Below are 19489 nucleotides of genomic sequence, written 5' to 3'. Positions count from 1 at the left end.
GATGAGAAGCTTTGGTTTTGGGGCGGCCATGCTGGCGGCTCTCGCTTTCGCGGCGCCGGGCTCCGCCGGCGCAAACGAAAACGAAGCCCGGCACGAGGAAAAGCCTCGCCATTTCAACTGGAGCTTCGCCGGAGCCTTCGGACGCTACGATCAGGCCCAGCTGCGCCGCGGCTTCAAGGTCTACAAGGAAGTCTGCTCGAGCTGCCACTCGATCAAATATCTCGCCTTCCGCAATCTCGGCGAACCAGGGGGTCCCGTTTTTTCGCAAGAAGAAGTCGCGGCGATCGCCGCCGGCTACAAGATCAAGGACGGCCCCAACGCCAACGGCGATTATTTCGAGCGCCCCGGCCGCGCCAGCGATCGTTTCCCGCCGCCTTTCGCCAATGAGCAGGCGGCGCGCGCCGCCCTCGGCGGCGCCTATCCGCCGGACATGTCGGTGCTGGCGAAAGCGCGCGGCCATTCGAGCGGCTTTCCGGGCTTCCTGCTCGACCCCCTTCCGGGTTTCACCTACCAGGAGGGCGGCGTCGATTACATCGCTTCGCTGCTGCAAGGTTATCGCGATGCGCCGGCCGACGTTAAGCTCCCCGACGGACAATATTACAATATCTACATGTCCGGGCGCCGCATCGGCATGATCCCTCCGCTGGTCGACGGCTCCGTCACCTATGACGACAAGGCTCCGCAGACCGTCGAGCAATATGCCCAGGACGTCGCGGCCTTCCTGATGTGGTCGGCCGAACCTCATCTCGACAAGCGCAAGAGCGTCGGGCTCGGGGTGCTGTCGTTCCTGATCGTCTTCGCCGCGATGCTCTATTTCGTGAAGCGCCGGATCTGGTCGCAGGTCGAGCACTGATATTTGGACAATGGCGGGCCCTCTGCGAGAGTGAGGGTCCGGCCGCGCATTTGATTGGCACCCGCTCCGCCGGGGCTCGGCCAACTCTTTCTCACTTCAAAAAAACCGCGCGCGCGCCGTCGATGACGAATTGCACGGCGAGGGCGGCCAGCAGCACCCCCAAAAGCTTCGCCAGCACCAGCGCGCCCGATTCTCCGAGCGCCGCTTCGATCCTCCCCGCCAGCAGGCAGGCGGCCCAGCACAGCAGAACCGCAGCCGCTATCGCGCCGATCAAGAGGCCCAGCAGCAGCGGCGCGCCATGGGCGCGCCCGCCGAGCAGAATGGCTGCGGCGATGGCTCCGGGGCCGGCGATGAGCGGGATGGCCAGTGGAAAAGCGGCCGGGTCGTCGACATTTTCCTGAAGCGCCTGGGCGGCGTCTCTCACCTCATGGGCGATGCGGAGCCCGAACACCATCTCGGAGGCGATGGAGAAAAGCAGCAGTCCGCCGGCGATGCGGAACGCCGCCATCGATATGCCGAGAGCGGAGAGAAGCGGGTCCCCGACCAGGGCTGCGCCGGCCAGGATCGAGAATGCATAGGCCGAAGCGCGCAGGGCGGTCCGCTGACGGTCCGGCGCCGTCATGGTTCTGGTCGCCGCCAGAAAGATCGGCGCGAGGCCGAAGGGCTCGACCACCACGACCAGAGTGATGAAAGCGGAGGCGGCAAAGTCGAGAGCGTTCACAGGTCCTCGATGGGCTCGCAGCGCTCAGCGCCGCGAGCGGGAGATCGCCTGTGTGCAATTTAGAGCGCTCCGCAAAAGTTGATATGCTTTTGCGATGAGAATGCGCTCCAAACCTGAAGCCAAGCGCGATTTCTCATCGCGCGAGCGGGCGCCGCAAAAATCCTGGGGCTCTTACTGCGGGTCGTAGACGACGCCGTCGGGCCCCTTCCAGGATTTTCCGGCTTCGTAGAACCGGAATTCCTCGTCGAACACGACCTTTTGGCCCGGCGCGACATATTGCTTGCCCTTGGGATCGACGTCGCGCGGCGCGGTCACGTAATTCTTGCTGGCGGAGCAGCCTTCGGGATATTTATTGGCGTCGTCGGGCTTGCACTCGAGATTGGCGCCCTCGGGAAAGACCACAGTGGCGTTGAAGAAATATTCAAATCCCTTTTCGCCGGTCGCGTGCATCTCGAGCCGCTCGGTCATTCTCGTTCTGAACTCCTCGACCTTGCCGGGCTTGTCGAAACGCTTCTTCAGCAGATTGTCGAACACGGCCTTGGCCTGGGCCTCGGTGACGTCGCAGCCGCCGAACAGGCAGAAAGCCGCCGCGCGTTGGGCGCCGACAGGGGAGGCCGCGAGCAGCGCAGCCAGCGCGAGCATCTTGATTTTCAAACTTGGCATGTCTTTTCCTTGTGACACGATCTGCGCGGGCGGACTTTGCGCGGTGTAGGTTTCATTGCGCAACGCCGCATCGGAACCGGCGCTGTGGCGGGCGCATCATAATAAAACCATTCGCGGCTGCTAGCTCCCGGACCCAAAATAAACTGCAGGCGGCTCCTTCCTTGACCCTCGATCCCAGCGCTCTCCCGACCCAGGATTATTGCAAGATCCTCATTTGCGTGGGGCCGCGCTGCGACGCCGAAGGAAAAGGCCGGGCGCTGTTCGAAGAAGTGAGAGCCGCTTTGGCGAAGGACTTCCCCGACGCCGCCCGCGCAGGGCGCTTGAGTTGCGATTCCCGCGACTGCCTGCGCCATTGCACCCGCGAGCCGATCGTGCGCCTCGAGCCCTCGGGCGAGGTCCTGTCCAATCCCGAGGCCGGGGCGTTGCTGCGTCTTTCCGCCCAAATGCTCTCCGATGAGAGCTGAGCGCCGCATTAACCATAACAGGCTAGCATCCGCCCCATGAAGACGAATCATCTGCTTGCGGCCTGCGCCGCGCTCAGCCTTCTCCTCTCCACGCCCGCGAGAGCCGATTGGGGCTCCTGCCTCTCGGGCCTGCGCCATGCCGCGGCCGGGGCCGGCGTGTCGCAGGAGACCATCGCCCGCGCGCTCGGCTCGCTGGAGCCGAACGACGCTGTGAGCTTCATGGACAAGCAGCCCGAATTCACGACGCCGGTCTGGGACTATATCTCGGGTCTGGTGGACGAAGAGCGGGTCGAGGAGGGCAGGGGGCTGATGCATCAGCACGCCCGCTCGCTGCAGGCCGCGGAGGCCCGCTACGGGGTCGATCCCGCCGCCATCGTCGCGGTTTGGGGCGTCGAATCGGACTTCGGCAAGAGCTTCGGCAAGCGTCCCGTGATTCAATCGCTCGCGACTCTGGCCTGCGAAGCGCCGCGCCGGAGCCAGTATTTCGAAAAAGAGCTGATGGCGGCGCTGAAAATCCTGGACCACGGCGACATCGCTTCGGAAGAATTCGTCGGCTCCTGGGCCGGCGCCTTCGGCCATACCCAGTTCATGCCCTCGACCTTCCTTTCCACCGCGGTCGACCTCGACGGAGACGGCCGCAGGAATATTGCGAGCTCAGCCGCCGACGCGCTCGGCAGCACGGCCAATTATCTGCACAAGAGCGGATGGAGCCATGGCCAGCCCTGGGGCTTCGAAGTGCGCCTGCCCGATGGCTATTCGGGTCCTTCGGGCCGCACCAACCGGCAGCCGATGTCGAGCTGGGGCGCGCGGGGCGTGAGACGGATCGACGGCGGTTCGCTGGGCGAGGGCAGGGCGGCGCTGCTGCTGCCCGCCGGTCGGGATGGGCCGGCTTTCCTTGTGACCCACAACTTCGACGCCATCTATGCGTATAATGCGGCTGAATCCTACGCTCTCGCCATCTGCATCCTCTCCGACAGGCTGCGCGGACGGCCTGGAATCCAAACGCCCTGGCCCACCGACGATCCCGGTTTGTCGCGCGCCGAGCGCCGGGAGTTGCAGGCCCTTCTGAACCAGCGCGGCTATGAGGTCGGCGAGCCGGACGGGGTGATCGGAACCAAGACGAAAGAGGCTATCGCCGATTTCGAGGGGCGGTCGGGCTTGAAACGCGACGGACGGGCCGGACTGAAGGTGCTGAACGCATTGCGCGGGCGTTGAGAGTCTCTTCCGCTCCGAAAGCGCAGAGACGCTCCGGCGCAATCGGCAGGGGGATGGACGATGGATGCGGCTTCGCGAAACAAATTTGACGACCGCGGCGCCCGGTCGTTTTCCCTCGATCGGCGGTTTCTCCACGACCTTGCCGACGCAGCGCTCGGCGCCGCGCGCCGGGCGGGGGCGGATTACGCCGACATCCGGCTTGGCGAAACCCGCTGGGAGCGCTTGTCTGCGCGAGACGATCGGCTCGAGAACCTGACCGAGAGCGCCCTGAGGGGCTTCGGGGTCCGCGTCCTGAAGGCGGGCTGCTGGGGGTTCTTCGGCTCGACGGGCCTCTCCCGCGAGGCCGTGATCGACGGCGTCGAAACCGCGCTGGCCAACGCAGGAGCGGTCGCGCCGATCCAGCCGCGGCCTATCGTGATCGAAGCTCTGCCGGGGATCGAGGCCGAATGGGCGATGCCGCTCGGCCTGGACCCTTTTGCGGTCGAGACCGGGACGAAGGCGGATTTCCTGTTTGCCGTAAACGCCGCTGCGCGTGACGCCGGAGCTGATTTCTGTTTCTCGGCCTACGCCGGGGCGAGAGAGGAGCGGCTTTTCGCCAGCTCCAACGGCAGCCGCATATTGCAGACGCGGACCCGGGTTCATCCCTGGTTCCAGGTCACCGCCGTCGACAAGAGCGCCGGGCGCTTTGCGACTCGTGACAGTCTCGTCCCCGCCCGAGGCGCGGGATGGGAATATGTGGAGGCTTGCGGCCTGGCCGAGGAGGCGAGGCGGGGATCGGCCGACGCGCGGCGCAAGCTCGGCGCGAAGCCGGCGCAGGCGCGGGTCTGCGATATCGTGCTCGATCCCAGCAATCTCTTCCTCACCATCCATGAAACCGTGGGCCATTCAACGGAACTCGACCGCGTCCTGGGCTGGGAGGCCAATTTCGCCGGCACCAGTTTCGTCAAGCCCCATATGCTGGGGGGACTGCGCTTCGGTTCCGAGCTGATGACCATCGTCGCCGACCGCACCCAGGAAGGCGGGCTTTCGACCGTCGCCTTCGACGACGACGGCGCGCCGGCGGCGGCCGCGGATTTTCCCATTGTGGAGAAGGGCCTGCTCAAGAACTTCCAGATGGCGCTGGGGCAAGCCCATCTCGTCGGCCTCGAGAGCTCCAACGGCTGCGCCTACGCCGATCTGCCTTGTTCCTTCCCGATCCAGCGCATGCCCAACATATCTCTTGCTCCCAACCCCGAGACCTGCACGCGCGAGGATCTCTTCGCCGATGTCGAGGACGGGATCTATGTCGTCGGCGCCGGCAGCTGGAGCATCGACCAGCAGCGCGACAATTTTCAGTTCGGCGGCCAGCTTTTCTACGAAATCAAGAACGGCGCGCTGGGAGAGATGGTTCAGGGCGCCGCCTATCAGGGCAGGACGCTGCAGTTCTGGAACGCTCTGGACGGTCTCGGCGACGCCTCGACCTATCAGCTCAACGGCACTTTCTTCTGCGGCAAGGCCGAGCCGATGCAGCTCGCGCCGGTCTCCCACGGCGCTCCGGCGGCGCGTTTCCGCAAGGTTCAGACGCTCAATACGGACGCGGGGGCGGCCTGATATCCCTTTTCTTTCGCCCCCCGCGCGCAGGCGTCAGGCCAGATGGGTTTTGACCGTTTCGATCAATTGCTTCAGCGTGAAGGGCTTGGGCAGGAAGCCGAAATCGCCGGCGGGAAGGTTCTTGGCGAAGGCTTCCTCGGCGTAGCCTGAGACGAAGATCACTTTCGCCTTCACGCCGCGTTTGCGCAGTTCCGCGAACATGGTGGGACCGTCCATTTCCGGCATCACGACGTCGGAGACGATGAGGTCGATCTTGCCCTGTTCCTTTTCCACGACTTCGAGCGCCTCCAGTCCGGAAGCGGCTTCGAGGACGGTGTAGCCGCGCGAGGTCAGCGCGCGGGCGCCGAAGGCGCGCACGGCGTCCTCGTCCTCGACGAGAAGGATGGTTCCCTGGCCGGTGTAGTCCGCCGCCGGCTTTGCGGCTTCGGCCTTGACGGCGACCTCGCCCTCTTCCGGAAGGTGGCGGGGGAGAAAGATCCGGAAGGTCGTCCCCTTGCCGAGCTCGCTGTCGACGAAGACGAAGCCGCCCGATTGCTTGAGGATTCCATAAACCATGGAAAGGCCGAGGCCGGTGCCCTTGCCGACTTCCTTGGTGGTGAAGAAGGGCTCGAAGATCTTCTCCTTGGCCTCGGGCGGAATGCCGCTGCCGTTGTCCTCCACCTCGATCAGGACGTAATCGGCCGGCGTCAGCACCGCCTCTTTGAAGTCGGCGCATTCGGCCGCCGGGACGTTGCGGGTGCGCAGCTGCACCTTGCCGCCGCTCTCGGGCATGGCGTCGCGCGCATTGACCACCAGATTGATGATGACCTGCTCGAACTGGTTGATATCGGCCTTGACCAGCCACAGATCCCGGCCGTGGCGCAGGTCCAGCTCCACTTTCTCGCCGACCAGCCTGCGCAGCAGAATTTGCAGCTCCGACAGAGCGTCGCCGAGCTGCAACACCTGCGGGCGCAGGGTCTGGCGCCGCGAGAAAGCCAGCAGTTGCCGCGTCAGGCCCGCCGCCCGATTCGCAGTCTGCTTGATCTGCATGATGTCCTGGAAGGAAGGATCGGTCGGGCGATGGCTCGCGAGCAGCAGGTCGGAATAGCCGATGATCGCCGTCAGCATGTTGTTGAAGTCGTGCGCGACGCCGCCGGCGAGCTGTCCGACCGCCTGCATCTTCTGCGACTGGGCGAATTCCTCCTGCAGTTTGCGCTGCTCGGTGGTGTCCAGCGCGTAGATCATCGCGGCTTTCCTGCCCGCGTCTTCATCCGGCGACACGAAGAAACGTGCGGAACGGACATTCGCGCCCGAGCCTTCCTCGAAGACGACGTCGACCGGCTTGAGATCGCTCCGGCTGTCGAGGGCGGCTTCTATCGCCTCCTTGAGGGAAGCGCGGTCTCTTTCGCTCATCCCCGTGAAAAGGGGCCAGGCGGCGGTTCCGTCTTCCGCGCCGGCGCCGGTTTTCTGCAGCGCCTGCGGCAGCAGGCGGGCGAAGGCGCCGTTGGAGCGCTGCACCCGTCCGTGTTCGTCCAGGATGGCGATCGCCATCGGGGTGGAGTTGAAGAACCGCGCGAATTTCACTTCCGCGGCGCGCAGATCGTCCTGCGGCTGCTCGCCCGTGGCACGGTTGAGCACGAGAGTGCGCGAGGCGCCCGGAGCTCCGTCCTGGCCGAATGCGACGCGGTGTTGCAGGCGCACGGGCAGCGAGCGGCCGTTGCGGCATTTGAAATCGAGGTCGATCTGCTGGGTGCGGACTTCTCCCGGTCCGCCCGTTCCCATGGCGAGCAGGGCGGCGCCGTTGTTGGCTACGATGTCGAACAGCGTGAGCCCTCCGGATCCGACCTGGGTGAGGTCGTAGCCGAGCCAGCCGGCGAGGGTCTTGTTCATATAGGGGATGTCGCCCCCCGGCGCCGACGAAAAGAAACCGGCGGGAGCGTGGTCCAGGAAGTCGATGGCGTGCTGGAGCTCGAGAAAAATATTTTCCTGGCGCTGCCGCTCGGCCGTGACGTCCGCGACGGTCCAGAGCATCGTCCTCGGACCGAGATGCGGCAGCGGGCGAACCTTGATTCGGTACCAGGCCGCGGCGCCGCGCCCGGTGAGCGGCGGCGCAAGCCGCAGATCTTCCACCTGTCTGTGGCCGGCCTTCGACGCTTGAACCAGCCGATAGATCGCGTCCGAGACTTCCGGCGGTCCGGAAAAAAGCCGTTCGACGGTCAGGATTCCGGAATGGTCCCGGGCGCCGCACAGTGCGAGATAGGCTTCGTTGGCGTAGATCGTCTGGACGTCGCCGACAGTCACCAGCAGCCCTTCGGTCGAAGTGTCGGCGAGCGATTTGGTGACGTCGTTGCGCGCCGCCCTCCCGGAGAACTGGAGCAGGCCGACCGCATAGGCGAAGAGAGAAAACACCCCGACCACGGCGCAGACCGCGAGCGCCAATATGGTGAAACGCGGCGCGATCGCGGGGGCGAAAAAAAACACCGCCATGACCCCGACCAGAGCGATGGCCAGGGCGAGCACGAGGCCCACATTGCCAGGGCTTTCTGTTCGGTCGTATGCTGACGGCGCGGGCTTGTCAGTCATGCTGAGCGTCTCGCGGGGGGCTCGCGGCGCGGCTCTCGGCCGCAGATAGAATCAATTTGAACAATGACGTCATGCGACGCGCAAAGCAATGTCGCGGCGACGATTCCGGGGCGGGGCCGGGGGCGTGAAAGAACCGTTAACCATTGATTAACCTTTTTGGAGGCGCTTGCTAAGAATGCTGGTAATTTGTCAATATCCGCTTGCCGTTCGAACGAGAGATTAGAGTTTCATGTTACAAAGCGTCACGCAGTCGCAGCTGCTCCCGATCATGCTGGCGGTCGCCGCCTTTTTGGTGGCCACGCTGTTGATTCTGTACATCATCCGGCTGCTGTTCGGACGCCGCATAAGGGCTCCCGGGGCCCGCAATCGGCCGCGCAGGCTCGATATCGTCGACGCCTTCGATCTCGACCGCGAGCGCCAGCTCATCATCGTTCGGCGCGACAATATCGAACATCTGCTGCTGATCGGCGGTCCCAACGATCTGCTCGTAGAGGGCGCGATCAATCGCGGGGAGGCCTCTTCCCGCGCCGAACCGAGAGAGCCGAGACCGGCGGTCGCTGCGCCGGGCTGGCCTCCGGCCCCCGCGCCGGCGCCTGTACCGGCGGAAGCCGCCGCGATGGTTCCGCCTCCGGTTCGCGAGTCCGCCCCGGCGGCGGCCGCTCCCTTCTCTCTCGAAAGCCTGAGACGCCGCGCTCCCGAGCCGCCGCGTCCGAAGGAAGCCGCGGTTCGCGCTCCGGAGCCTGGGCGCGCCCCGGAACCAGTGCGCGCTCCCGAGCCGCCGCGTGCGCCGGAGCCGGCGCGCCATCTGGAACCGGCGCGTGCGCCGGAGCCGCCGAAAGCGCCGCCGATGCCCGCGGATATGTTCTCTCCGCCTGCGCCGCCGCCTTCCGGCCGGCAGCAGCCTCCTGCGCCCCCCGCCGAGCCTTCTCCGGCCGCTCCCCCGTCCGCGCCTGCGGTAGGGGCCGCTCCCCGGATGGGCGGGCCCGTCTTCACGCCGCGCCCGACGGCGCCGCGGCCTCCTGCGCCGCCGTTCCTGTCCCGCGCGCAGCGCGTGGCTCCGCCGCAGCTCAAGAAGGATCTGGCTCCGCCGCCCGCCGCGCCCCAGGAGCCGGCCGCTCCGCCGGTCGAGGCCCAGACCAAGCATGGAGCCGAGCCGGCCCGCGAGCCCAGGCCCGAGGAAGCGCGGCGCGAACCCGCGCCGCCGAGGGAGCCTTCGCCGGCGGAGAAACCCAAAGACGCCGTTGCGCCGTCGTCGGAGCCTGCCGACGCGCTCGAGTCGCTGGAAGCCGAAATGGCCCGTTTGCTCGGCAGGCCGGAGGCCTGACAAAGAAAAAAGCCGCCGCGTTTCAGGAACGCGGCGGCTTTTTTGAACGGGTTCTCCAGGCGCTCATGCGCCCGGGACCCGCGATCGGATCTATGCGGTTACGCGAGTTCAATTCGCGATTCGCTGTAAGGATCGCCGCACCGTCCAACCCTATGAGCTGAAGCGATTCTATCGGCCGGACGGCGCCGTCCGGCCGAAAAACGCATCAATCGTCCCGGTACACTTTTTCCCTGCGCTCATGCCGCTCCTGCGCTTCTATCGACAGCGTGGCTATGGGTCGGGCGTCGAGGCGCTTCAGCGAAATAGGCTCCCCGGTTTCCTCGCAATAGCCGTACACCCCCTCCTCGATTCGGGTCAGAGCCGCCTCGATCTTGGAGATCAGCTTGCGCTGGCGGTCGCGCGAACGCAGTTCAATGGAGCGATCCGTCTCCGAAGAGGCGCGATCCGCGAGATCGGGGTGGTTTTCGTTATCGCTTTGCAGAGCGGCCAGAGTCTCCCGGCTTTCCTGCAAAATTTCTTCCTTCCAGGCCAGCAGCTTGCGCTTGAAATACTCGCGTTGCCGCTCGTTCATAAAGGGCTCGTCTTCAGTAGGCTTGTAACTACTATCCAGTTCGACCGCCATTGCCGCGCATCCCCTGTTGGGCCATAGGCGCCGCCTATATACCCGCCGCGCGTAGACCTTACAATTCCCTTGAGACAGCGCGACTTGCACTACAGCAGGGCGCAGCGGCGGTTCGGGCGCGGGCCCATGATTTCATGGGGGTTTTTTCTTTCGGGAAAGCATGGGCGGCGGGTCAAACGCCGCTGGATCTGGAGGAAAAACAGAATTTTTCGACCAGCATCGGCGGCGCTGCGGCCGCGCCTTCGTCGCGGATGGCGCTCCAGGTCCGCTCGGACGGCCCCAGAGCTTCGATTCTGGCGAACAAATGCGCCAGGCTCTGGTTGAAGCGCATGTTGCGCGCGGGTCCGGCCAGTTTTCCGTTTTCGATGAGAAAATTGCCGTCGCGGGTCAGTCCGGTGAGCAGCAGGCCGCGCGGATCGAGCATGTTGGAATACCACAGCCGCGTGACGAGAACGCCCCGGCGGACCGACCCGATCATATCCGCGAGAGAAGCCTGGCCGCCTTCCATGCGGAAGCTGCGGGGATGCGGGACGGCTTCGTCTCCGACGCGCTGCGCATAGGCTCTGGCGCGATAAAGCGAGGTCAGAGCGCCGCGGTCGATCCACAGCCGCGGCCTGTGCGGGACGCCTTCCTGGCCGATCGGGCTTTCGGGCGCGAGCGCGTCGCCCGGGTCCGAGCGGATGGTCAGTTTTTCGTCGAAGAGCCGCTCGAACAGCCGGGTTCCTCCTCCTTTGCCGGAAAAGAAGCTGCGGCCTTCGTCCGCGGCGCGGGCGTTGAGCGACGAGACCAGCCAGTGCGCCAGTTCGGCGACAGCAGCAGGCTCGAAAACCACCGTATATTCGCCGGGCTCCAGATCGCGCGGCGGCGCGGCCTGAGCCGCCTTTTCGCAGGCGCGTCGCGCCACTTCCGCGGCATCGAAGCGTGAAACGAAGAACTGGTTGTCTCCGGCCCAGCCCGACCAGCCGTCGGCCTTGTCGCGAGCGGTCGCCGACATTTCCGCTTCGCTGACGCGGTCATAGGCGAACAATCCTTCGCTCGTGGCGAGAGCGTGGAATCTCCTTCCGGCGGCGGCGCAGCCGAATGTCTCCACCGATCTTCTTTCTCCCTCCTCGATGACGAGGCGAGCCCAATCGGCGAGATCGTTCAGCCGCAGCGCCGCCGTGCCCTCGTCATAGCGGGAGGCGGCCGAATAATTTTGCGGACCTAGAGGCGCGACGTAATCGGGGTCCTGGGGCAGGGATCGGGCTATCGCTTCCGATCGCGACAAGGCGGCGAGGAGTTCGCTCTCCTCCAGCGAAGAGACGCTGACCGAGCCGATCCTGCGGTCGACATGCGATGAAATACGGAACGAGACGCGCGCCAGGGCAGCGTTGGTGGTGGCCTCTCCCCGGGCAAAGCGCAAATTCTGCTCGGCGCCGCCCGAGATTTCGATTTCGCAGCCGTCGGCGCGGGAGTTGGACAACAGCCGCTCGCAAATCGCTCTGGCGTCTTCTCTCGAGAGAAACATCTTTCGCCTTCCGCTCCAGCTTGCCGGGCTGCGCGCCTTATTCCACGCCGCCTTTCGCGCCATGCGGCGCCGATAAAAATTCGCAATCTTTCGAGGCCGCTCCAGATATCCGCCCGTGATCCGCGCGCTCGGCGCTCGGCCGTCGAGTGATCGGAGGAATCCGGAACTTGCGATCCCTTCAGCGACGCAGCCGTCACGATTCCAGGCAGACGGGCGAGGGCGAAGCGTTCAGCGGACCACGACGCTCGAGTGATGGAGACTTAACATGATCGAGAGGCACTGGAACGCCGATCTTCTGGCGAAAGTGTTCGGCGGCATCTTCATCGTCGTAGGCATTCTCGGCTTCTTCGACAACCCTGTGGTGTCGTCGACAGGGCTGTTCCATGTGAACGACGCGCACAACTGGCTGCATATAGTGACGGGCCTGCTGTTTCTGGCGGGCGCCTATATGAGAACTCCGGTCATGACGATCAGAGCCATCGCGGTGCTTTATGTCGTCATCACGATCATCGGCTTCGCCTGGCGCGGCCCGATGCTTTTCGACGCCATTGCGATGAACATGGCCGACAACTGGTTGCATGCGGCCGTCGCCGCGATCCTGCTTCTGGTCGGATTCCTTGCTCCGGCGGAGGAGCGGCTCGGCCACGCGCGAATGTGATCGGGAAAACCAGGCGGAGCCGGTGGCTCCGCCTTTCCCCGGGGGCTTCGTCCCAGAAATTTCCAGGCGGACGTCTATGATTTCATTTCTCCCATGCGTCCCTGCGAATAGAGCTGCACGCCGAGCTGTTTGATCAGTTCCTTCTGGGTCTCGAGGAAATCTATGTGCCGCTCTTCGCTGGCCGCGATCTCCTCGAAAAGCTGCTCCGAGACCCGATCGTTGATCGAGAGGCAATAGGCGGCGGCCTCGAGGTAGAGCGCCCGCGCCTCCATCTCGGTCGCGAGGTCGGCGTCGATGATCTCCTCGACGGTCTGGCCGATGCGCAAGGCGTCCAGCTTCTGCATATTGGGGAAGCCTTCGAGAAACAGGATGCGCTTCACGAATTTGTCGGCGTGGACCATTTCCTCGATCGATTCCTCGCGCCATTTCTTCGCGAGTTCTTCGAAGCCCCAATTGTCGAAAATCCTGTAATGCAGCCAGTACTGGTTGACCGCGGTGAGCTCGCTTCTCAAGCCGCGATTGAGATATTCAATGACCTTTTCATCCCCGCGCATAATATCGTCCTTTCTGTCTATGACGTAAGCATTCGAGCCGCGAAAGCCGCGCTACCCTATCGTCTTGAGCCGGTTTCTGCTCGACCGATTCCATCCGGTCGAAAACGCTAAGCCGCCAATTCGTCGGCGCGGCAGCTGTCGCAGGCGCCCTCGCCGGCGCATTCCCCCGCCGTCGCGCGATGTTGGTCTATCGTCGCCAGAATGTTGCGGATGCAGCGGCCGCATTTCGGCTCGCAGCCGAGCTGGCGGAACAGGGCGCCCGGGCTGCGCCGGGAGGGACTGTCGCCGAGCCGCTCGCGAATGTCTCGATCCGAGAGCACGTTGCAGGAACACAGGATCATGACGCTCCCTACTTTGGAAAGATTGTAAACAAGCTTGATTTTCAACATCTTACAGCATAATCTCGGACGGCGCTACTCCCTCGCTCCGATGTCGTCCGCAAAGCCCTGCGGAACGCCGCCCGGCGCCCTTTTAAAGAGTGGTCCAGAGTGCAAAATTAGAACACGATGGTTGGATCGCCAGATGTTTGAAGCGAGAGGGCCGGCGCCATGCTGAAAGTTCCCGACGGATCGAGGCAGCCGAGGCTGTCGATCGCCAGCGCGCTCTTCGAAACCTCGCTCGGCCTCGCATTGGCGGCCGGCGGGGACCAGGGCATATCGGCGATCTATCTCGCCGACGAGCCGGAACCGATGCTCCAGGCTTTGCAAATGCGTTTCTCTCCGCGCGAAATCACGCAAGGCGACGATCGCTTCCGCGGCTATGTCTGCGCTGTGGCGCGATTGATCGAGCAGCCGCAGTCGCCGCGAGAATTCCCCTTGGATATTGCAACGGGCACGCCGTTCCAGCGCCTTGTTTGGGATGCGCTCTGCGACATTCCCACGGGCGCGACCGCGAGCTACGCGGATGTCGCCCGCCGCATCGGCATGCCCAGAGCGGTGCGGGCCGTGGCTGCAGCCTGCGCGGCCAATAATATCGCGGTCGCCATTCCCTGCCATCGCGTGCTGCGCAGCGACGGCGCGATCTCGGGCTATTACTGGGGCGTGGAGCGCAAGCGCGAATTATTGAGGCGCGAGGGCGTCGCCGCGTAGAGCGTGTCGTTGCGCGGGGCAACCGACGAACGGAGCCTATGCGGCGATCATTCTTTGAGATTGGAAGGCGACGAAGGATCAGGCGTCAAAGGCGCGCTCCAAATCGACCATGCGCACCATCATTGCGCGCCGGGGATCGAAGGGCAGGTCTTGAAAGCCCCGGAGGGCATAAAAGGCGCGCACGCCTTCGTCGAGGGGATGCGTAATGACGCCAACGCTTCCGATGACTTGCGACGCGCTCATCGCTGTTTTGAGCGCGAACAGAAGCAGCGAGGCGGCATGGCCTTGCTCTTGGAAATCTTTGTCGACGGAAAGTTGACCGAGCAGCGTCGCGGGCAAGGGATCGGGACGGTTGCGCTGCTGCGGCTTGGGAAGGAAGGCGCGCTCGATTTGCGCGGCGCTAAGGGTGACAAAGCCGACGATCCTTCCCGAGTTCGCCTCCGTCATTACGTTGACCCGCGACGCGCCGCCGATCTGATTGGCCCAGGCGTGGCGACGGAACCAAGTGTTGAGCGAGTCTCGCCCGCAGTCGAATAATTCGCGGTTGTCGCTCGCGGCGAGCGGACGCGGCGGGCTGACCGCCACGCCCTATTGCTCCCATGTGGGGCGGCGGCGCGCCAGTGCGGCGAGCGCCGGGATCGTCTCGGCCGGGCGATTGATCCAGGCCTCGAAGGCTTCCCAATCCTTCGCCGGAATGGTGACGATCGGGCGGTTGAGCACTTCGGCCTCGGCCGACTCCAAAGCCTTGCGGCGCACGAATTCGCTCAGCGTCGTGTGGGCCTGTTCGGCGGCGGCCTCCAGGATCGCGCGCTCGTCGGGATTGACCCGGACGCTCAGGATCGAGGTGGATTGTGGAGTGTTCGCCATGCGTATGACATTAGCATACGCAAGGATGCTGTCAAAACGGTTTGTACAGCCTTTCACCCATCACGCGGCCGGCGTCATGCGCAATCGCCGCAGGGCGTCTGGAGCGCGTTCGGTTTAAACACAGTCGAACGCGCTCCAAATCTCATTGACGGAGCATGTTCCTTTCCAAAAACCGCTTCGCACTTTTTGGGAACATGCTCTACCGCCGCGTCTGCTTTGAAAGAACACGCTCCCCGAGCCGGACCAGCGCCTCTTTCAACGCCCCGTCGCCGAACCCTTCGGCTATTTCCGACGCCCGCTCTCGCGCCAGCGGATCCGGCGGCGGCGGTTCGCGACGCTTTTGGATCGCGCGCTGCAAGGGCTCCTGCTTGAAGGCGATGCGCCCGACGCAGCGCCAGCCCAGAAAGGTGTTCACGCGTTCCATGATCGCGGCGCCGGAATGCTGAATGTCGAGCCCGAAGCCCGGTTCGACCCGCAGCACCAGCGTCGCCGCGCCGGCTTCGCCTCGGCTGCGCTCGGCGCCGTCTCCAGGAGTCTTTGCGCCGCGAGCCTCCACGCCGCGGGCATCTCCCGCGCGCGACTTGCCGCGCGGGCGCGGCGGCCAGTTGAGCCGGATCGGCTGGCACAGGGCGCCGACGCGCGTTCCGACGATGGCGTCCCATCTCGTCAGCAGCGCGGTCTCGCTGAAGCCCTGCTTGGCGATCAGCGGATCGAGCGTGCGGTTGACGAGTTCGCCCAGCGGCTTCGAGGCCAGGCGCCGGGCGCGGGGCGGGGCGGTCGGGGGAAGGCTGGCGTTCCGCACTTTCGATTCTCTCTCGCGCGCTGGCGGAAAATAGCCGTTTCCATGATAAGAAACGCAAGCCCGCTATGCTTGGCGCGCTTTCCGATCCGACGGAAACGTCCGATCGACAAGAAATCGCGCCCATTCAAAAATTTGGAGCGAATTCTCATCGAAAAAGTCCGTCAGCTTTTTCGGAATTCGCTCCAGGATCAGGGAGCCCGCCATCCAGACTTCCGCCTCTCCTTTGGCTCCCGCCGATCGGCTTTCCGGAGCAGTCGCAGAAATAGAGCTGGGCGGCAAGCTCCTCGCATGGTGGGACGTCAGCCGGCGGGAATTGCCCTGGCGCGCGCTCGCCGGCCGCGCGCCCGACCCTTACGCGGTCTGGCTGTCGGAAATCATGCTCCAGCAGACCACGGTTGCGAGCGTCACGGGCTATTTCGGCAAATTCATGTCGCGCTGGCCCAATGTCGAGGCCCTGGCCCGCGCCCCGCTCGAAGACGTGCTCGCCGCTTGGGCCGGGCTCGGTTATTACGCCCGCGCACGCAACCTCCACGCCTGCGCCGGGGAGGTGGTTCGCCGCCATGGCGGGCGCTTTCCGCAAGAGCCGGAGGCGCTGCTGGGCTTGCCCGGCGTCGGGCCCTATACGGCCGCCGCCATAGCCGCCATTGCCTTCAACCGTCCTTGCGTGGCTCAGGACGGCAATGTCGAGCGGGTGGTTTCGCGGCTGTTCGCCGTCGAGGAGCCGCTCCCGGCGGCCAAGGGGCGCATCAAGGCCCATACCGAGAGCTTCCTTTCGCGCCAGCGGCCCGGCGATTTCGCCCAGGCGCTGATGGATCTCGGCGCCACCGTCTGCACTCCTCGCAGCCCGGATTGTTCGCGCTGCCCGCTGGCGGGGAATTGCCGGGCGCGGGCCGACGGCGCGCAAACGCGCTTTCCGGTCAAGGGCGAAAAGCCGGCGCGGCCTCACCGGCGCGGGGCGGCTTTCGTGCTGCTGCGGGGCGGAGAGGCATTGCTGCGGCGGCGGCCGGCCAAGGGACTGCTCGGCGGTATGAGCGAATTTCCGTCGACGCCCCTTTCCGCGGATTTTGGCCTCGCCGAGGCGATGGGTTACGCTCCCGCGGAAATCCGGTGGCGGCGACTCGAAGGACATGTGCGCCATGTGTTCACGCATTTTTCGCTGGAGCTGGCCGTGTTCCTGTCGCGCGAGGCGCCCGACCGGAATTTCGACGCTTGCGACGGCTATCGCTGGGCCGACGTGGCGCGCTTGCGCGAGGAAGGCTTGTCGAGCCTGATGCGAAAAGTCGCCGTTCACGCTGAACTGGCGGGCAAATAGTTTCCTTTTGGCGATTGGGGAGAAAAATGGCGCGTCGTGGCGTTGGAGTCGAAGTCGAAATCACCGAAGGGGCCATACGCGTTCGCAGCGCAGGCCGCGTGCTGACCATAGCCAACGCCCCGCCGCCGCCCGATGTCGAGGAGGACATCGACTTCTACGTCCTGCTCGATGAAATCGCGCATTGGGACGCCCCGGACGACGACCAGGAGATCGAGGTCGCCGAACTGCAGAAAATCCTGGAGGCGATCGAGCGTCAGGTGGAGAAACACGGCCTCAACATCGTGTTCGAATAAGCGGCGCAATCCAAAAGCGCTTTGTTAACGCGTGCGCGCTTCATTGCCCCCACGGCGTCGGGCCGGCGGGGGGGTGCGCATGGCGAACGAGTCTTTAACGGCAGTCATCTGCGCCGATCACGGCTCCGTCACCGGCGGGCAGGCCAAGGTCGCGATCGACAGCGCGCTCGGCCTGAAACAGGCCGGGGTCAGGGTAATTTTCTTCACCGCCGCGGCCCCCGTCGACGCGCGCCTGACGGAAGCCGGGATAGAAGTCGTCTGCCTCGGCCAGACCGATCTGCTGGGCGCTTCCTCGCGTCTCGCGGGCATGGCGCAGGGCACATGGAATCGTCTCGCCGCCAGCAGGCTCGCGGAAACTCTGGCCGCAGCGCCGAGGGGCCGGACCGTCGTCCATGTGCATGGCTGGGCGCGGGCGCTCTCGCCCTCGATCGCGCGGCCCATCGCGGCCAGCGGCCTTCCCGCCGTCTATACGGTTCACGAATATTTTCTGTTCTGCCCCAACGGCGGCTTCTACAATTACCAGAACAACCACATCTGCGGCCTTGCTCCATTGTCGCCGGCCTGCGTCGCGACCCATTGCGACCAGATTTCCTATGCCCGCAAGCTCTGGCGCAGCGCGCGGCTGGAATTGGCGCGGCGCTACGCCGGCCTGCCGCAGGTCTTCTCCGATTACATCTGCCTTTCCGCCTTCCAGCACGCCCTGGTCGCGCCCTATCTCCCGCGTGGCGCGCAGGTGAGCCTTATTTCCAACCCGATCGACGTTCCCGACCTCGGGCCGAGAACCGCCCCCGACGACGGCGCGTTTCTGTTCGTCGGGCGCCTGTCGCCCGAAAAAGGCGTGTTTCTGTTCGCCGAGGCCGCGGCCCGGCTGGGCGTTGCGGCCAATTTCATCGGCGACGGCCCGCTCGCCGGCGAATTGCGGTCGCGTTTTCCCGGCGCCTGCCTGCTCGGCTGGAAAAACAGCGAGGAGGTGAGGGCTGCGATGCGCCGGGCGCGGGCGCTGGCGTTCCCCTCGCTCTGGTACGAGGGCCAGCCTCTCACTGTGCTGGAGGCCAAGGCGCTCGGCCTGCCGGCCATAGTGGCGGACCGATGCGCCGGTCGAGAGGAAATCGAAAACGGAGTCGAGGGGCTGTGGTTCTCCTCCGGCGACGCCGCCTCCCTCGCCGAGGCGATGGGGCGCTTGCAGGATCGCGACCTCGCCGGGCGGATGTCGCGCGCCGCCTATGAAAACTATTGGCGGTCGCCTTCGACCCCGCAGCGCCATGTCGAGGCGCTGATCGGGCTGTATCGGGAGATGCTTTCCGTTCCGAGGCGCGAGAAAAACATCTAAAGAGAACACCGCTTGCGCCCGAAGCCTTCGCGGTCTATAGAACGATTCATTCCCGCTCCCTTCGTCTAGCGGTCTAGGACGTCGCCCTCTCACGGCGAAAACAGGGGTTCGAGTCCCCTAGGGAGCGCCAGGAATTTTAGAGTCAGCGTCAGCCACGCCCTCGATGGTCGCGACTAGGCATTTTCCAACGAAAAAGGCCTTTGATCAACCGGGTTTGTTTCCCGGGGTAGCCCCGTCGACGTTTCTCCAATACCGAGGGGCCCTCTCAGTGAACAACGTGCCGCAATACGGCCGTTTAATCCTCTCGCGCAAAAGTCGACGGGATTTCGGTCCGCGACGCTTGTCGGCTTCCTAAACTTGTGAAAAGTCAGATTTCGGCTGACAAGCGGGACTCTCCTAATCAAGATACGGAGTTTCGACTGCCTGGAATAGACGAGATTTGCTCATGCGCTTAACGCGAATTTGTTTCAGCATTGGGTTTGCCTTGGCCACTCCAGGATGGTCGAGCGCTCAAAGCGTCGGTGGCGTAGGAGCGCCACGCGCCCTGAAAGAACGTCCTTTTTACGCTGGCGCAGTTGATGCCGAGCAACGGCCAGAGTGGAACACGGCGTCGTGGGATTTGCAGCGTTGGGAGGGATTGCTCGAAAGGCGCAAACTCGACCATAAGATCCTGAGCCCAATCCTCCAGGCCTCGACGCTCCCTCCTGCGCCGCGGCTAAAGGTTTTGGCGCCGCTCCCAAACGTTTCGACGCTCCCCGCACCGCTACCGAAGGCTTCGGCGCCGCCCACGCCGCCGCCCGCTAAAACCACGCGGTCGCCTTCTACGCATCCCGCAATAATTCCGCCGATTCTCAAAACCACACCGCAATTCTCGCTCCCTGAAGTTCAAGTCCCCGTTCAAAAAGCGCTACAGCCAAGCGAAACGAGCAGATTGTGGATTGCGGCGTTTATTGTTTCCGCGCTCGCGATAGGGATTTGGCGTCGCTTTCGCGCGGCGCGGCAGCGGGTGTTGCGAGGCTCGTTGCCAGATGCGAGCAGCGCGCCATTGCAGAGTGCTGGAGCGC

The 19489-nt window shown here is 64.7% G+C and carries 20 protein-coding genes and 1 tRNA gene; 11 read left to right on the top strand and 10 right to left on the bottom strand.

What is annotated here, in order from left to right:
* Position 1 precedes the first annotated feature (1 nt).
* Complete coding sequence (locus H2LOC_RS12490; protein WP_136497103.1) at positions 2-853, top strand: cytochrome c1; 852 nt, start codon at positions 2-4, stop codon at positions 851-853.
* A 91-nt stretch (positions 854-944) separates the two neighbouring features.
* Here the strand turns inward: H2LOC_RS12490 and H2LOC_RS12485 are convergent, their stop codons facing one another.
* Together H2LOC_RS12485 and H2LOC_RS12480 are read right to left on the bottom strand one after the other, a co-directional pair.
* Complete coding sequence (locus H2LOC_RS12485) at positions 945-1574, bottom strand: MarC family protein (protein WP_136496685.1); 630 nt, start codon at positions 1572-1574, stop codon at positions 945-947.
* A 171-nt stretch (positions 1575-1745) separates the two neighbouring features.
* The gene (locus H2LOC_RS12480) at positions 1746-2237 is read right to left on the bottom strand and encodes a hypothetical protein (RefSeq protein ID WP_246206822.1); all 492 of its coding nucleotides are present in this window, start codon (positions 2235-2237) and stop codon (positions 1746-1748) included.
* Between the two features lie 161 nt (positions 2238-2398).
* On the opposite strand from H2LOC_RS12480, the gene H2LOC_RS12475 reads away from it, so the two are divergent.
* The 3 genes from H2LOC_RS12475 to H2LOC_RS12465 are packed head-to-tail and all read left to right on the top strand — an operon-like array spanning position 2399 to position 5506.
* Positions 2399-2701, top strand: coding sequence for a (2Fe-2S) ferredoxin domain-containing protein (locus tag H2LOC_RS12475; protein ID WP_136496684.1), 303 nt, complete (start codon positions 2399-2401; stop codon positions 2699-2701).
* Between the two features lie 36 nt (positions 2702-2737).
* The gene (locus H2LOC_RS12470) at positions 2738-3916 is read left to right on the top strand and encodes a lytic murein transglycosylase (protein ID WP_136496683.1); all 1179 of its coding nucleotides are present in this window, start codon (positions 2738-2740) and stop codon (positions 3914-3916) included.
* Positions 3917-3976: 60 nt separating this feature from the next.
* Positions 3977-5506: a TldD/PmbA family protein gene (locus H2LOC_RS12465; protein WP_136496682.1), complete on the top strand. Its 1530-nt coding sequence runs from the start codon at positions 3977-3979 to the stop codon at positions 5504-5506.
* Between the two features lie 33 nt (positions 5507-5539).
* Here the strand turns inward: H2LOC_RS12465 and cckA are convergent, their stop codons facing one another.
* Positions 5540-8068, bottom strand: coding sequence for a cell cycle histidine kinase CckA (gene cckA, locus H2LOC_RS12460; protein ID WP_136496681.1), 2529 nt, complete (start codon positions 8066-8068; stop codon positions 5540-5542).
* 229 nt (positions 8069-8297) lie between these two features.
* On the opposite strand from cckA, the gene H2LOC_RS12455 reads away from it, so the two are divergent.
* The gene (locus H2LOC_RS12455; RefSeq protein WP_136496680.1) at positions 8298-9392 is read left to right on the top strand and encodes a hypothetical protein; all 1095 of its coding nucleotides are present in this window, start codon (positions 8298-8300) and stop codon (positions 9390-9392) included.
* Positions 9393-9597: 205 nt separating this feature from the next.
* Here H2LOC_RS12455 and dksA read toward each other — a convergent pair whose 3' ends face one another.
* Positions 9598-10014 carry an RNA polymerase-binding protein DksA gene (gene dksA / locus H2LOC_RS12450; protein ID WP_136496679.1) on the bottom strand — a complete coding sequence of 139 codons (417 nt, stop codon included), beginning with the start codon at positions 10012-10014 and terminating at the stop codon, positions 9598-9600.
* 172 nt (positions 10015-10186) lie between these two features.
* Positions 10187-11521, bottom strand: a complete 1335-nt coding sequence (locus H2LOC_RS12445; protein WP_136496678.1) for a TldD/PmbA family protein — start codon at positions 11519-11521, stop codon at positions 10187-10189.
* Between the two features lie 265 nt (positions 11522-11786).
* On the opposite strand from H2LOC_RS12445, the gene H2LOC_RS12440 reads away from it, so the two are divergent.
* Complete coding sequence (locus H2LOC_RS12440; RefSeq protein WP_136496677.1) at positions 11787-12179, top strand: DUF4383 domain-containing protein; 393 nt, start codon at positions 11787-11789, stop codon at positions 12177-12179.
* A gap of 74 nt (positions 12180-12253) precedes the next feature.
* On the opposite strand, the gene bfr is transcribed toward H2LOC_RS12440, so the two are convergent.
* Entirely contained in the window at positions 12254-12733 is a 480-nt protein-coding gene (bfr, locus tag H2LOC_RS12435) for a bacterioferritin (RefSeq protein ID WP_136496676.1), read from the bottom strand.
* A gap of 107 nt (positions 12734-12840) precedes the next feature.
* Positions 12841-13122 carry a (2Fe-2S)-binding protein gene (locus H2LOC_RS12430; RefSeq protein ID WP_246206821.1) on the bottom strand — a complete coding sequence of 94 codons (282 nt, stop codon included), beginning with the start codon at positions 13120-13122 and terminating at the stop codon, positions 12841-12843.
* A gap of 159 nt (positions 13123-13281) precedes the next feature.
* Here H2LOC_RS12430 and H2LOC_RS12425 point away from each other — a divergent pair, with 159 nt between their 5' ends.
* On the top strand, positions 13282-13821 hold the full coding sequence (locus H2LOC_RS12425) for a methylated-DNA--[protein]-cysteine S-methyltransferase (protein WP_136496675.1): 540 nt from the start codon (positions 13282-13284) through the stop codon (positions 13819-13821).
* Positions 13822-13899: 78 nt separating this feature from the next.
* On the opposite strand, the gene H2LOC_RS12420 is transcribed toward H2LOC_RS12425, so the two are convergent.
* The 3 genes from H2LOC_RS12420 to H2LOC_RS12410 all read right to left on the bottom strand — a co-directional run bounded on the left by H2LOC_RS12420 (position 13900) and on the right by H2LOC_RS12410 (position 15490).
* Positions 13900-14406, bottom strand: coding sequence for a GNAT family N-acetyltransferase (locus H2LOC_RS12420; protein ID WP_136496674.1), 507 nt, complete (start codon positions 14404-14406; stop codon positions 13900-13902).
* 3 nt (positions 14407-14409) lie between these two features.
* Positions 14410-14688, bottom strand: coding sequence for a type II toxin-antitoxin system TacA family antitoxin (locus H2LOC_RS12415; protein ID WP_136496673.1), 279 nt, complete (start codon positions 14686-14688; stop codon positions 14410-14412).
* A gap of 199 nt (positions 14689-14887) precedes the next feature.
* Entirely contained in the window at positions 14888-15490 is a 603-nt protein-coding gene (locus H2LOC_RS12410; protein WP_136496672.1) for a DUF721 domain-containing protein, read from the bottom strand.
* Between the two features lie 223 nt (positions 15491-15713).
* Between H2LOC_RS12410 and mutY the strand changes: the two genes are divergently transcribed.
* The 4 genes from mutY to H2LOC_RS12390 all read left to right on the top strand — a co-directional run bounded on the left by mutY (position 15714) and on the right by H2LOC_RS12390 (position 18555).
* A complete protein-coding gene (gene mutY / locus H2LOC_RS12405) occupies positions 15714-16802 on the top strand; it encodes an A/G-specific adenine glycosylase (RefSeq protein ID WP_136496671.1) in 1089 nt (362 codons plus the stop codon).
* A gap of 26 nt (positions 16803-16828) precedes the next feature.
* The gene (locus tag H2LOC_RS12400) at positions 16829-17095 is read left to right on the top strand and encodes an Imm74 family immunity protein (RefSeq protein WP_136496670.1); all 267 of its coding nucleotides are present in this window, start codon (positions 16829-16831) and stop codon (positions 17093-17095) included.
* A 79-nt stretch (positions 17096-17174) separates the two neighbouring features.
* Positions 17175-18425: a glycosyltransferase family 4 protein gene (locus H2LOC_RS12395; RefSeq protein WP_136496669.1), complete on the top strand. Its 1251-nt coding sequence runs from the start codon at positions 17175-17177 to the stop codon at positions 18423-18425.
* Between the two features lie 54 nt (positions 18426-18479).
* Positions 18480-18555, top strand: a tRNA-Glu gene (locus tag H2LOC_RS12390).
* Positions 18556-19489: the final 934 nt, after the last annotated feature.

This window comes from Methylocystis heyeri (genome assembly GCF_004802635.2).
GTDB lineage: Bacteria > Pseudomonadota > Alphaproteobacteria > Rhizobiales > Beijerinckiaceae > Methylocystis > Methylocystis heyeri.
Note: the sequence above shows the minus strand (reverse complement) of the source record. Positions and strands in the feature narration are given on the sequence as shown.